This window comes from Allobosea sp. P5_A5, assembly GCF_056400625.1.
Genome location: NZ_JBFUKY010000005.1, coordinates 104577 through 117408 on the forward strand (window position 1 = coordinate 104577; position 12832 = coordinate 117408).

At 64.9% G+C, this 12832-nt stretch carries 12 protein-coding genes; 2 read left to right on the forward strand and 10 right to left on the reverse strand.

The features are described 5' to 3' along the window. Positions 1–29: 29 nt before the first annotated feature. The 9 genes from AC1DR6_RS12100 to AC1DR6_RS12140 form a co-directional block, all read right to left on the reverse strand. Positions 30–1052, reverse strand: a complete 1023-nt coding sequence (locus AC1DR6_RS12100) for an ABC transporter substrate-binding protein (protein ID WP_476829480.1) — start codon at positions 1050–1052, stop codon at positions 30–32. 122 nt (positions 1053–1174) lie between these two features. Further along, positions 1175–2107, reverse strand: coding sequence for a LysR family transcriptional regulator (locus AC1DR6_RS12105; protein ID WP_476829481.1), 933 nt, complete (start codon positions 2105–2107; stop codon positions 1175–1177). A 198-nt stretch (positions 2108–2305) separates the two neighbouring features. Further along, complete coding sequence (locus AC1DR6_RS12110; protein WP_476829482.1) at positions 2306–3313, reverse strand: ABC transporter ATP-binding protein; 1008 nt, start codon at positions 3311–3313, stop codon at positions 2306–2308. Continuing rightward, positions 3306–4295 carry an ABC transporter ATP-binding protein gene (locus tag AC1DR6_RS12115; RefSeq protein WP_476829483.1) on the reverse strand — a complete coding sequence of 330 codons (990 nt, stop codon included), beginning with the start codon at positions 4293–4295 and terminating at the stop codon, positions 3306–3308. Before AC1DR6_RS12115 ends, AC1DR6_RS12110 begins: the two co-directional genes overlap by 8 nt. Continuing rightward, positions 4292–5752, reverse strand: coding sequence for an amidohydrolase family protein (locus AC1DR6_RS12120; RefSeq protein WP_476829698.1), 1461 nt, complete (start codon positions 5750–5752; stop codon positions 4292–4294). The genes AC1DR6_RS12115 and AC1DR6_RS12120 overlap by 4 nt, the downstream gene beginning before the upstream one ends. Before the next feature lie 38 nt (positions 5753–5790). Next, positions 5791–6987, reverse strand: a complete 1197-nt coding sequence (locus tag AC1DR6_RS12125; RefSeq protein ID WP_476829484.1) for an amidohydrolase family protein — start codon at positions 6985–6987, stop codon at positions 5791–5793. A 31-nt stretch (positions 6988–7018) separates the two neighbouring features. Next, the gene (locus AC1DR6_RS12130) at positions 7019–7954 is read right to left on the reverse strand and encodes an ABC transporter permease (RefSeq protein WP_476829485.1); all 936 of its coding nucleotides are present in this window, start codon (positions 7952–7954) and stop codon (positions 7019–7021) included. Next, on the reverse strand, positions 7944–8936 hold the full coding sequence (locus AC1DR6_RS12135) for an ABC transporter permease (protein WP_476829486.1): 993 nt from the start codon (positions 8934–8936) through the stop codon (positions 7944–7946). The genes AC1DR6_RS12130 and AC1DR6_RS12135 overlap by 11 nt, the downstream gene beginning before the upstream one ends. 173 nt (positions 8937–9109) lie before the next feature. Then, entirely contained in the window at positions 9110–10678 is a 1569-nt protein-coding gene (locus AC1DR6_RS12140) for an ABC transporter substrate-binding protein (RefSeq protein ID WP_476829487.1), read from the reverse strand. Between the two features lie 230 nt (positions 10679–10908). On the opposite strand from AC1DR6_RS12140, the gene AC1DR6_RS12145 reads away from it, so the two are divergent. Together AC1DR6_RS12145 and AC1DR6_RS12150 are read left to right on the forward strand one after the other, a co-directional pair. After that, positions 10909–11616, forward strand: a complete 708-nt coding sequence (locus AC1DR6_RS12145; protein WP_476829488.1) for a GntR family transcriptional regulator — start codon at positions 10909–10911, stop codon at positions 11614–11616. Further along, the gene (locus AC1DR6_RS12150; RefSeq protein WP_476829489.1) at positions 11613–12308 is read left to right on the forward strand and encodes a flavin reductase family protein; all 696 of its coding nucleotides are present in this window, start codon (positions 11613–11615) and stop codon (positions 12306–12308) included. Before AC1DR6_RS12145 ends, AC1DR6_RS12150 begins: the two co-directional genes overlap by 4 nt. 12 nt (positions 12309–12320) lie before the next feature. Here the strand turns inward: AC1DR6_RS12150 and AC1DR6_RS12155 are convergent, their stop codons facing one another. Further along, positions 12321–12761 carry a winged helix-turn-helix transcriptional regulator gene (locus tag AC1DR6_RS12155; protein WP_476829490.1) on the reverse strand — a complete coding sequence of 147 codons (441 nt, stop codon included), beginning with the start codon at positions 12759–12761 and terminating at the stop codon, positions 12321–12323. Positions 12762–12832 lie beyond the last annotated feature (71 nt).

Here is a 12832-nt window from a genome sequence, read left to right on the forward strand (position 1 = left end):
GTTCGCCGATCGGAATCCGGCCTGAGGCCTCACTTTACGAATGTGGTGTCGATGAACTTGGCTCCGTCGACCGCGGCATCGACCAGCTTCTCCTTCTTGTACCAGACGATCTGCCTCGTGATGTTGGCCATGTCGAGCTTGCCGGTCGGATCGCAGTAAACTGCCGAGACAACGACCTTCTTGGCGGCTTCCGGCGGAGTATCTGATGGGTAGACGTATTTTCCGATCTGCTCGGCTGCCTTGGTCGAAAGCTCGTCGGTGATACGGTTCCCGCTGGCGTCGACCCGCATCAGGGCGCCGGTGTAGTCCCCCAGGCCCTTTTGATAGGCGCGTACGAAGCGCTCCACGAGGGCGCGGTTGTCCGCGACGAGCCTGGGCGAGGCAAAGACAGCGCCATATTGGTAGTCAGCGATGTCCGAGAGAGGTCCGAGGATTTTGATCTCGCCGCGTGCCGCCATCGGCCCCGCAATATGAGGTGGCAGGATCGCGGCATCGACCTGGTTGGTCTTCAGAGCCGCGACCATGTTTGGAATAGACTGCAGCGGCTTCATCGTCACCTTGGCGAGATCGAAACCCTTGGCATCGGCGATCTGACCGAACTGATAGTGGAACGTCGAACCGACCTGCGTAATCGCGACATTGGCGCCGGCGATCTTCTCGGCCCCCGTCATCCCCTTGGCATAGGCCTCGTTGGAGACCGCCAGAACATTGCCGACGACGCCTTTCTTCTCGCCGCCCTGCGCTGCGACGATCTTGAGCCCGCCCTTGCCCGCGAGATTGAGCGAGCCGCCGGTGATGCCGGTCAACCCAAACTGGATATCGCCGGAAGCGATGGCCACTGCGATCGGCTGGGCGGCTTCAAAGAATTTGATGTCGATATCGATGCCTTCGGCTGCGAAATAGCCGCGCTCGACGCCAAGATAGAGCCCCCCAGAAGAGACGAAACGAAGGGCGCCGACGGCGACCTTGTCCCCCGCGTGGGCCGATTGAGCGGTACAGGCGAAGGCAAGCAGAATGCTTGCAGCGGCGAAGCCGCGGCGGGTCAGTCTCATGGGCGCCATCCTCCGGTGGAAGCGAGGCGCTTGACGCGCCCTCGTTGAAACGAAGCTAACCGCTTTTGCCTAGAAACGAAAAATATCATTTCATGGCCGACTCATGCCTCGAGGGCATGAAGTCAGCGCGGTACGACCTGCTGCATCGCTTCGACCAACGCGTCACCGAACATCTCGACATAGCGCGAGTTTGAGCGTTCGCTGTTCCAGCACAGGCGCGCGGAAAAGCTCGGCGCGTTGACGAGGGGGCGCCGTACCAGCCTGTCGGTCAGCATGCCTTGAGCCGTAAAATCATCGACCAGAGCGATCCCGACGCCTTCTGCGGCCAGAGTCACCGCGGCCTCCGAGAACCTGACAAACGCCCGCAGCTTCGGCCGCACAGGCTGGGCCGCCAGGAAGGTCTCGATCGCTTGGGAATGAGGTCCGCTATGCTCGAAGCCGATCAGGTTCACGCCTGCAAGATCGCCGGGCCCGATGATCTCCTGGCGGGTCAGAGGGTGGTCGTGCGGGATCAGCGAGACCAACGGCGCCTGTCCGATCACGCGGGCCACGATTAGGGGATGGCGGACATCGGCGAGCGTGACGATGCATTCGCCCGGGCCGCCGATGAGATAATCGACCTGCTGGACGCGCACGAGGGCGTCGAGGAAGATTTGCAGTTCCGGCGCCAGCTGCATCATCATCCTGATTGCGCGCGGGACCAGCGCTCGGGTGACGCTCTGGGTCGCCCCGAAACGGAAGATGCTCGACTGTCCTTCGACGATGCGCGCGATCGAACCGGACAAGGCATGGATCTGGTTGATCACTCCATCGACCTCCGCAAAGAGCCTGAGGGCCTCGGCCGTTGGAACCAGCCGTTTATGCAGGCGCTGGAACAACGGCAGTTTCAACTGATCTTCGAGGCGCGCGAGACTGCGGCTGAGCGAAGGTTGGGAAACGTTCAACAGGCGGGCAGCCGCACTGATCGAGTGCGTGGTCATGATCGCGTGGAAGATCTCGATCTGCCTGAAGGGCGGGCCGGATATCCTCTCCATAGTGAACTTTTCTTTGGCCATGCCCGCCGACATGCCCCCGATTTGCATTCATAGGTCAAGTGTTGCGGTTGCGCCCAGTCTGGGGCGAAAGCGGATCGAGTCAGCCAGTCTTGGCTTCGGTCCTTCGAGAGAGCGGCCGATCTGGTCTTCGTGCGAAGACATGGCACGGCTACCTAGTCTGGTCGGAGCCCACGCCGTTAAGCGGCTCGAGCAGCTCGATCAACCCGCCAGATGGCAGCTCACGGCCGCACTGAAGACGGGCCGCAACTGCGGAGGTTCGACCCTGCAGCGATCGACTGCCATGGCGCAACGTGGATGAAAGCTACACCCCGGAGGCGGGGCAATCGGGCTTGGCACCTCGCCCGCCATCGGCCGGCGCTCGCGGTTCGGCCGCTCGACATCGGGTATCGCCTCCAGCAGCAGCCGAGTGTACGGGTGGCGCGGCCGGCTGAAAACCTCCTCGGCCGGGCCTGTCTCGACGAAACGCCCGAGATACATGATGGCGATATCGTCCGACATGTGCCGGACGACCGAGAGATTGTGGCTGATGAAGAGATAAGTCAGCCCGAGCTCCTTCTGCAGCTTGACCATCAGGTTCAGGATTTGCGCCTGCACCGAAACATCGAGCGCCGAGGTCGGCTCGTCGCAGACGAGGAAATCGGCCTCGGTCGCGAGCGCGCGGGCGATCGAGATGCGCTGGCGCTGGCCGCCTGAGAACGCGTGAGGATAGCGGCTTGCATCAATCCGCGAGAGGCCCACGATTTCGAGCAGTTCGCCGACGCGCTCCTTCGTGCTCTCCACGTCAGGCCGCAGCTTCAACTCGCGGATCGGCTCGGCGATGATATCGCCGACGCGCCAGCGCGGGTTCAGCGAGGCGTAAGGGTCCTGGAAGATCATCTGCACGCGCGGCGGCGCGAATGAACCGTCGGCGCGGCGGATATCGCGGAAGTCGAGCCTGCCTTCGGTCGGCCGCTGGAGGCCGACAGCCATGCGGGCGAGCGTCGACTTCCCGCAGCCTGATTCCCCGACGATGCTGAAGGTGGAGCCGCGCCGAACGGTGAAGGAGACACTCTCGACGGCGCGCAGGATACGGCGCGGCTCCTTCGAGAACAGCCGCGACAGAGTTGGGGCCGAGACGTCGAAGCGGCAGGAGGCGGCGGCGACATCGAGGATGATGTCATCAAACCGGGGCTGCACAGGGGCGACGGCGGCTGGCTGGTCAAGCATGCGCCAGTTCCTTCAGCGGGAAATGGCAGGCGGCCGCATGGGCCGCGGGCGGCAGTCCCGGCCTGTGATCTCGGCAGAAGGGTTCGACGCGGCCGCAGCGCGGGTTAAAGGCGCAGCCCGGCGGGATGGCGTTGAGGCGCGGCATGGCGCCGTCGATCTGGTTGAGCTGGGCGTGTCGGGCGTGGACACTGGGGATCGAGGCCATCAGGCCGGCCGTGTAGGGATGGCGCGGCCGGCGCACCACCTCCTCGACCGGGCCGATCTCGACGATGCGCCCGGCATACATCACCGCGACGCGATCGGCCGTCTCGGCGATCACGCCCATATCGTGGGTCACCAGCATGATCGCCGTGCCGTGCTCGCGGCAGAGCCGCTTCAGCAGGGTGGTGATCTGGGCCTGGATCGAAACGTCGAGAGCCGTGGTCGGCTCGTCGGCGATGATCAGCACGGGCTCGGCGCAAAGCGCGAGCGCGATGACGACACGCTGGCGCATCCCGCCGGAGAACTGGTGCGGATACTGGTCGATGCGGGTTTCGGCTGCCGGGATACCGACCTCCTTCAACAGATCCAGCGCACGCCGGCGTGCCTCTGCCTTGCCTACAGGGAGATGCGTCGTGATCGTTTCGACCAGTTGAGCGCCGACCGTCAGCAGCGGATGCAGCGAGGTCAGCGGGTCCTGGAAGATCGCGCCGATGCGGCGGCCGCGCAGCCGGCGCATCGTCTCGGGCGGCAGGTTGTCGATGCGGCGGCCCTCCAACCTGATCTCGCCGCCGGCGATGCGGCCCGGCGGATCGAGCAGGCCGATCACCGCCGTGCCGGTCAGCGACTTGCCCGCACCGGATTCGCCGACCACGCCGAGGATCTCGCCCGGCGCGATGTCGAAGGAGACGCCGTCCAGCGCCGTCAGTGGCCCATGGCGTCCGTCGAAGACGATGCGCAGATCGCGCACGGAGAGCAGCGGCGCGGCAACGGGTGCGATCATGGGGCGGCCTCGCATTCGATCGGATAGCTCGACGAGAAAATCTCGCTCAGGGGCGGATGGCCGTGGGTGCGCTGCGGATAACGGCTCATCACACCCTCGAACTGCTTTTGCGCGCGGGCGTTGTCGGCGACCTCGTCGATGCCGGGGATGACGCGGTCTTCCATGACGAAGCGGCCATCGATCACCACGGTCGAGACGTCGCGGCCATGGCCGGTCAGCATCATGGTCTGGATGGGGTCGATGACCTGGCCGGAATGCGGACGATCGAGATCGAAGACGGTGATGTCGGCGCGCGAGCCGGATTGGAGCCGCCCGAGATCGGGGCGCCGCAGCGCATCCGCTCCGCCGATGGTCGCGGCATCGTAGTAATCCTCGGAGCGCACGGCGGCGGCGCTGCCGGCCATGGTGCGAGCGAGGATCATGCCCACCTGCAGGTTCATTACCATGTCGGGCGGGCTGGTATCAGTGCCCATCGCGATCTTCATTCCGATCTCGCGGTAGCGGCCGAAATGGTCGATGGCGTTGCCGTGGCGGCCCGAGACCAGCGGGCAGTGGACGATGCTCGCGCCGGCGTCACGGATGATCTCGAGGTCGCGGCCCGGCCGCTCGATCAGCCGACTGCCCGAGACCACGGTGCCGTGCGGCAGCAGGCAGCGCTCGCTCAGAAAGCCGAGGCTTTGCAGCCACTCCGGCGGGCTCATGCCGTGCTGCGCGAGCACCAGATCGTATTCGATCTTGGACTGGCAGCAATGCAGCCGGACAGGGATGTGGAGATCGCGCGAGGCCGCCGCCGTGCGGCGCAGGAGCTCTGCGGTCGAGGTTTCGATGCGGTCCGGCGCGAGCATGGCGCGGATCAGGCCGCCGGCAGCGCCTTCGTGATGTCGGGCGAACTCGATCGCGGCGTCGAGTTCGGCGAGACCACAGGCCTCTTCGTAATGGGTCACGATCCGGCCATCGGCCTCGACCAGTTGGTTGCCGGTGCGGTAGGCCGGGCCGAGATAGGTGCGCAGGCCGAGCGTCGCAGCAGCCTCCGCCGCGTCCTCGAATTCCTCGGCCGTTTCGCTCCAGGCGCGGTAGAACAGCGAGGCGATCGGCAGCGCCGTGGTGATGCCGTTGCGGATCAGCGTGGCGAAGGCGTGCTTCTTCTGGAAGGCCAACTCCTCGCGCGAATACATCTCGTAAGGGCCGGCTTCGAGATAAGAGCGCGGCCAGACGCGCCCCTTCTTCCAGGCCGGCTGGTTGTCGTAACCGAGGATGGTGGTGTCGAGATCGGAGAGCGCATCGCAATCGATGAAGCCCGGCCCGATCAGGGCTTGGCCGTAATCAATGCGGCGGGCGACCTCGCCGGGAAAGCGGTGACCGACGAAGACAACCGCGCCGTCTTCGAAGACGATCTCGCCGTTCTCGTAGAGCCGGTGGCGGCCGTCCTTGTGACCGACCACCCAACGCGCCGCCATCAGGATGCGGCCCTCGGGGCGCTTGGCCGGCTCGAGACTCACGGCGCCGTCCTGATCGAGACGCCGTCGCGGGCGACGATCCGGCCCCGCTTCAGCACCCGGCGCATCGGCGAGCGGGTGACGATGGCTTCGGCCAGTGTCTCGCCCGGCAGAATGACGAGATCAGCCGCGTTGCCTTCGGTGAGCCCGTAATCGGCGACCTCCATCACCTTGGCGCCTTCGACGGTGCAAACGTCGAGCGCCAGCCGCAACTCGTCGTCGCGGCGGAAATTGTTGCGCAGGCCGACGAACATCGTTCGCTCCAGCATGTCGGCATTGCCGTAGGGACCCCAGGTGTCGCGGATGCCGTCGGACCCCGAGCAGATGCGCACGCCGGCCGCGAGCAGCTTCCGCACCGGCGGGGCCGGCCGGCTGGCGGGCGCCGTCGTCATGATCGCGATGTCGAGTTCGGCGAGTTGTTCGATCAGCGGGTCGACCAACGCCGGCTCCACGCCGAGACAGAAGGCGTGGCTGACCGTGACCTTGCCGGCCATGCCGAGCGCGCGGGTCCGCTCGACGATGAGGTCGAAGGAGAACAGCCCCATCTCGCCGGGCTCGTGCAGGTGGATGTCGAGCGGCTTGCCGTGGCGCTGGCAGAGGTCGAAAACCGCATCGAGATGGCCCTTGGGGTCTCGATCGATGGCGCAAGGGTCGAGCCCGCCGACCACCTCGCAGCCGGCCTTCATCGCCGCATCCATCAGCTCCAGCGTGCCGGGCCGGCGCAGCAGCCCCGATTGCGGAAAGGCGACGATCTCGATGTCGACGATGTCGCGATAGGCGTCGCGGGTTTCCATCACGCCCTCGACGCCCCAGAGCCCATGCTCGGTATCGACATCGACATGGCTGCGGATATGGGTCGAGCCCATCAGCGAGGACTGGATCGACTGCCGCGCCGACTGCCGGGCCGGGTCGATGTTCAGCCGCTTCTTGCTCTCGCGCTCGTTGTCGATCTTGTCGAGCAGCTTGGGCCCCACCTCGTTTTTGTACCAGGGCTGGCCCCAGAGGCTCTTGTCGAGATGGGTGTGTGCCTCGACGAGTCCGGGGATGACGATCTCGCCGCGCCCGTCCTCGACGAGAACACCGGCCGGCACGACGATGTCCTTGGCCATGCGGGCGATGCGGCCGTTCTCGATCAGAATGTCGAGCGCGATGCCGGCATAGGGCCGGACGTTCTTCAGGAGAAGGGAGGCGGTCATCGCAGGCGTGTCCTCGCGTTTTTTGTGATGATCAGCGCAGCTTCGGGTTCAGCGCGTCGCGCAGCCAGTCGCCGAGCAGGTTGACGCTCAGCACGATCAGCCCGAGTTGCAGCGAGGGAAAGACGACGAGCCACCAGGAGCCGGAGAAGAGATACTGGTTGCCGATGCGGATCAGCGTGCCGAGCGAGGGCTGAGTGATCGGCATCCCGACGCCCAGAAAAGACAGCGTCGCCTCCGAGAGGATCGCGAGGCCGAGATTGAGCGTCGCTGCGACCATCACCGGCGTCAGCGTGTTCGGCAGGATGTGGCGCAGCATGATGCGCGTCGCCGGCACCTTGATGATGCGGGCCGCCAGAACATACTCCTTGCGCCGCTCGACCATGGTCGAGGCCCGCACGGTGCGGGCGTACTGCACCCAGTTCGTCAGCGAGATGGCCAGGACCAGCACCATAGCGGCGAAGGGTTCGCGCAACTCCGGCGGCAGCAGCCCGCGAAACAGCGCCGAGACGAGGATCGCCATCAGCAGCGTCGGGATGGACAGCACGGTATCGCCCAGCCGCATCAGCAGATTGTCGATGCGGCCGCCATGGAAACCGGCGACGAGGCCGAGGAAAACGCCGATCAGCATCGAGACCACGACAGCGAAGAAGCCGATGATCAGCGAAATGCGCGAGCCGTAGAGAATGGCGGAGAGCACGTCGCGCCCCTGGGGATCGGTGCCGAGCAGGAACGGCCACTCGCCGCCCTCCTGCCAGATCGGCGGGATCTCGGCCTTGTCGATGAAGATCTGCGAGAGATCGTAGGGGTTCTGAACGGCGATCAGCGGCGCGAGGAAGGCGGTCGCGACCAGGAGAAGCAGCACCAGTGCCGAGATCCAGGCGACCGGCGTGGTGCGAAAGCTCCAGCCGATGTCACTGTCGAGGAAGCGGCGCAGCCGGCCCTGCGGCTTGACGATGTCAGCGGGCATTTGCGGCTCCCGACAAGGCATCCTCGCGCAAACGCGGATCGACCCATGCATAGGTCAGATCGACCAGCGTGTTGAGCGAGACGAAGATGAAGGAGACGATGATGAGATAGGCCGCCATCACCGGGATATCGACGAAAGTGACGGCCTGGACGAAGAGCATGCCCATGCCCGGCCACTGGAACACCGTCTCCGTCACCAGCGCGAAGGCGATGAGATTGCCGATCTGCAGGCCTGTCACGGTGATCACCGGCATCAGGCAGTTGCGCAGCGCGTGGCCGAAATGCACCGACCGGTCCGGCAGGCCCCGCGCTCGGGCGAAGCGGATGAAATCGGTCCGCATCGTCTCCATCATCTCAGCGCGGACCAGCCGCATCACCAGCGTGATCTGGAAGACCGAAAGCGTGATGCCGGGCAGGATCAGCGCGGCGCGCCCCGAAGATGTCAGGAAGCCGGTGCTCCACCAGCCCAGCCTCACCACCTGTCCGCGCCCGAAAGCCGGCAGCCATTGCAGCGTCACCGAGAACACCAGGATCAGCATAATCCCGAGCGCGAAGCTCGGGAGGGAAACGCCGAGCACCGAGCCGAATTGCAGCACTTTGGCGAGCGGGCTCTCTCGCCGGATCGCCGTGTAGACGCCGAGCGGAATGCCGATGGCGAGCGAGAGAAAGGTCGCGACCAGAACGAGTTCGAAGGTCGCGGGGAAGCGCTCGGCGATCAGCCCGAACACGTCCTGCTGGTTGCGGTAGGAGATGCCGAAATCGCCCTGCACCGCATTCTTCACGAAGGTCGCGAATTGTAGCGCGACGTTGTGATCGAGCCCGAGCCGGCTGCGCAGTTCGTCGCGCTGCTGCTGGCTCGCCTGCTCGTTCAGCATCAGCTCGACGGGGTCGCCGATGAAGCGGAAGCTGACGAAGGCGAGGAACGCCACCGCGAGCATGACGCCGGCGGCATTCAGGAGGCGCTTGAGGAGGAAGGCCGGCATGGGAATATCTCCTGATCCGGGCGTCGGTCTTTAGCTGTCATTCCGGGGCTTCGCGGAGCGGAGAACCCGGAATCCACGACCGGGTGACACGCGTCTCAGCGGTGACCCGGGTCGGTCACCCGGTCGTGGGTTCCGGGTTCACGCCTTCGGCMTGCCCCGGAATGACAGAAGGTTCATTTCAGCTTGGTCAGCCAGAGGCGGGGCTTGTTGTCGGAGGCCTGCACCATGGTCTCGACATCGGCGCGCATCGCCCAGGCCATCGGCTGCTGGTGCAGCGGGATGAACAGCGTCTCGTCCTTCACCAGCTTGAGCGCCTGCTTCATCAGTTCGATGCGCTTGGGATTGTCGAGCTCGACGCCGGACTGATCGATCAAATCATCGACCTTGGCGCTGCCCCAGTCGCCCCAATTGAAGACGCCGGCCGTGCCGGTCTTCGAATGGATCACCTGCACCAGCAGCGAATAAGCGTCGATCATCGGCTCGTTGGCCCAGCCGAAGGAGATCACGTCGAAATCGCCCTTGGTGCGCTTCGGTGTCTGCTGGCTGCGCGGGGCGAGGCTGAGATTGGGCTTCAGGCCGGCTCGCGACCACATCGAGGCGACCGCCTGGCAGAACTCCTCCTCGTTGACGAGGCCGTCGCTCTGGCAGTTCATCTGGAAGGAGAAGCCGTTGGGATAGCCCGCCTCGGTCAGCAGTTTCTTGGCGGCGGCGAGGTCGAAGGTCGGGCGCTCGTCCTGCGAGGGCTCATAGCCGGGGATCGCGGGCGCGATCAGGGCGCCGGTGTTGCGCGAGAGGCCCCGCATGGCGCGCTTCTGCACCGCGTCGATGTCGATGGAGCGGTACAGCGCCTCACGGACGCGGATGTCCTTCAGCGGATTCTTGTCCTTCACATCGCTCTCGAACAGCTTGTCCTTGAGGTTCAGCGCGAAGAAGACCGAGCGCAGCTCGTTGGTCTGCTGCACCTTTATGTCGGGCGAGGCCTTGAGCCGCGGCAGATCCTGAAGCGGCGCGACATTGGTGAAGTCGATCTCACCCGAGAGCAGCGCGGCGACGCGGGTCGAGGCCGAAGTGATCGGCGTGAACTCGATGCGATCGATATTGTGCTGCGGCTTGTCCCACCATTTCGGGTTCTTGACGAAGATGGTCTTCGCGTCGGGCTGGCGGCTCTCGACCGAAAAGGGGCCGGTGCCGTTGGCGTGGTCGGTCGGGTAGCCGGTGACGCCCTTACCGACATCGGTCGGTTTCAGCGCATTGTTCGCCTCCAGCCACTTCTTGTCGAAGATGAAGATGTTGGTCAGGTCGTTCAGCAGCAGCGGATAGGGGCCGACAACCTCGATCTCGACGGTATGGTCGTCGATCTTCTTCGCGGATTTGTACGCCGGCAGATTGCCCTTCAGCGGCGAGGCCGCGTCCGAGACGCGGTCGAGAGAGGCCAGCACGTCGTCGGCGGTGAAGGCGTCGCCATTGTGGAAGGTCACGTCCTTGCGCAGATGGAAACGCCAGACCGTGGGCGAGACCGTCTCCCAGGATTCCGCCAGCGCCGGCTCGATCTTGAGGTCGCCGGTATAGCGGACCAGACCCTCATAGACGTGGTTCAGCACCGAAAGCGTGAAGGTCTCGCCAAATGAATAGGGATCGAGCGAGGCGATCTCGCGACCTGCGCCCCATTTCAGCGGCTTTGCCTCCGCCGCGCCGGTGAGCGCCAAGGCAGCGACGGCCGCCAGCAGCCAAGCCTTCTTCATCGCAATAACTCCCTGTTCCGGTGCGCCGGTCGGCGCAATCAGTCTGCCGCCTCTTTGTGCATCGTGGCGCTTCTCGCGCCATCTCGTGTGCGATTAATGTTCAATGTTGCATACGATCTTAAAACCGTATTGTATGCATTTATTGAACACAAGCAGAAACTGGAACGGAGCCCGGCATCGTGACATTGACGGCCCCTCACACCACTGGACGAAAACGGGACAGGGCCGAGATGAGCGAGCCACGGACTCCGGGATTGCGTGCGCAATCCGTCTACAGGGCGCTGCGGCGCGCCATCATCGAACAGGCGCTGAAACCGGGAATGAAGCTGCCCGAGGATTCGATCGGGGAGCAGCTCGGAGTGAGCCGAACCCTCGTCAGGGAGGCCTTCAGCCGCCTCTCGGTCGAGGGCCTCGTCGAGCTGAAGCCGAACAAGGGTGCCTCCGTCGCCTATCCGACACTGGAAGAGGCGCGCGACGTTTTTGAGGTGCGGCGCGGGCTGGAGCGGCTGGTGGCGGAGAACCTTGCCGGGCGCCTCACGCCTGCGCAGGCGGCCGAACTCGAGGCCCATGTCCGGCAGGAAGAAAAGGCGCATGGGCAGGACGGCCCCGAGTCAATCCGACTCTCTGGCGAATTCCATATCAAGCTCGCGGAGATGACTGGGAACGCCTTGCTGCTGCGCTATGTGCAGGAATCCTCGTCGCGTTGCTCGCTGATCCTGGCGATCTATGGCCGGCCACATTCTTCCGAATGCGCGGTGTCCGAGCATCGGCAGCTGATCGAGGCACTGCGTGCCGGCGATGCGGCCCGCGCCGCAGACCTGATGGACCATCACCTGCGTGCGGTCGTGGACCGCGCCCTGCTGACCCCCCGCGTCGAGCGCGACATTCGCGACGTGCTCGCCCCCTACGCCCTTGGTGAAGGACTGACCCCATCGTGACCGCGCAACTGGCCGTCCAGCCACGGGCCACCGAGGCCCCTGGCATCGTCACCTTCGATTTCGCCAAGCTCACCCCCCGGGAGCGATACAAGCTTCTGATCGGGGCGGTGGTGCCGAGGCCGATCGCACTGGTGACGACGGTCGATGCGCAAGGCGTGGTCAATGCCGCGCCCTTTTCGTTCTTCAACTGCCTCTCGGCCGATCCCGCAATCCTGGCGCTCGGCGTCGAATACCGACCGACCGGTTCGCAAAAGGATACCGGCCGCAATGTTCGAGAAACGCTGGCCTTCACCGTCAACATCGTCTCGGATGCGCTGGTCGAGGGGATGAACGTCTGCGCCGTCCCGTTCGAGCCGGGCACAGACGAATTGGCCCAGGCCGGCCTCACCGCGATGCCGGGCACCAAGGTGCCCTGCCCCTGGATCGGCCAGGCCCCGGCCGCCTTCGAATGCCGACATCACACCACGCTCGGCATCGGCAATTCGCGCGAGATCATCCTTGGCGAGGTCGTCTATGCGCATTTCCGGGCCGACACCGTCAACGAACGGCTGCATGTCGACCCTGCCGCTCTCGATGCGATCGGTCGGATGGGCGGGCATGGCTATGTGACGACGCGCGACTATTTCGATCTGCCGACGATGTCCGTCGGGACGTGGCAGAACGACAGGGCAGCGGCGAACCGGCGTGCCTGAAGCAGCCCGAGCTTATTCTTCATTCGAATTCGGCTGCGTGCCCGACCGTTCGCCGCCTGCGCGCTGACCCTTCGTCTGACGTCGAGAAGTCGGGCGGTCACCGAGAGCGTCGAGGGCGTCGGCATTGCTGCGACCCCAAGCGTAAAGGAACTCTACGGGTTCGACAAAACGCCTTCCAAGCGCGGTGAGACGATACTCCACGGCAGGCGGCACGGTTCCGGCCACATGCCGCGAGAGCAGGCCGCTGCCTTCCATTTCCCGCAGGGTCTGAACCAGCATCTTCTTCGAAACACCGGGAATGCTCCGCTGCAGAACGCCGGTCCGCGCGCGTCCATCGTGGAGGGCGTACAGCGTGTACAGGATCATGCTGGTCCACTTGGTCGCAAACAGCTCCAGGATGCGCCTGGGCGCGCAATCCTCTCGCCATCCGTCTTCCGGGGAGCCGGGCTGCATGCTGGTTACCATTGTGTGCCTATGACCCTATCGGGTGCCGTCTAGCGCTCCATGCCCCGCCTGACTAGATC

Bases quoted from the DNA above. Each gene is read 5' to 3' on its own strand.
- AC1DR6_RS12100 (WP_476829480.1), bottom strand. From the start codon at position 1,052: ATGAGACTGACCCGCCGCGGCTTCGCCGCTGCAAGCATTCTGCTTGCC.
- AC1DR6_RS12105 (WP_476829481.1), bottom strand. From the start codon at position 2,107: ATGGCCAAAGAAAAGTTCACTATGGAGAGGATATCCGGCCCGCCCTTC.
- AC1DR6_RS12110 (WP_476829482.1), bottom strand. From the start codon at position 3,313: ATGCTTGACCAGCCAGCCGCCGTCGCCCCTGTGCAGCCCCGGTTTGAT.
- AC1DR6_RS12115 (WP_476829483.1), bottom strand. From the start codon at position 4,295: ATGATCGCACCCGTTGCCGCGCCGCTGCTCTCCGTGCGCGATCTGCGC.
- AC1DR6_RS12120 (WP_476829698.1), bottom strand. From the start codon at position 5,752: ATGGCGGCGCGTTGGGTGGTCGGTCACAAGGACGGCCGCCACCGGCTC.
- AC1DR6_RS12125 (WP_476829484.1), bottom strand. From the start codon at position 6,987: ATGACCGCCTCCCTTCTCCTGAAGAACGTCCGGCCCTATGCCGGCATC.
- AC1DR6_RS12130 (WP_476829485.1), bottom strand. From the start codon at position 7,954: ATGCCCGCTGACATCGTCAAGCCGCAGGGCCGGCTGCGCCGCTTCCTC.
- AC1DR6_RS12135 (WP_476829486.1), bottom strand. From the start codon at position 8,936: ATGCCGGCCTTCCTCCTCAAGCGCCTCCTGAATGCCGCCGGCGTCATG.
- AC1DR6_RS12140 (WP_476829487.1), bottom strand. From the start codon at position 10,678: ATGAAGAAGGCTTGGCTGCTGGCGGCCGTCGCTGCCTTGGCGCTCACC.
- AC1DR6_RS12145 (WP_476829488.1), top strand. From the start codon at position 10,909: ATGAGCGAGCCACGGACTCCGGGATTGCGTGCGCAATCCGTCTACAGG.
- AC1DR6_RS12155 (WP_476829490.1), bottom strand. From the start codon at position 12,761: ATGCAGCCCGGCTCCCCGGAAGACGGATGGCGAGAGGATTGCGCGCCC.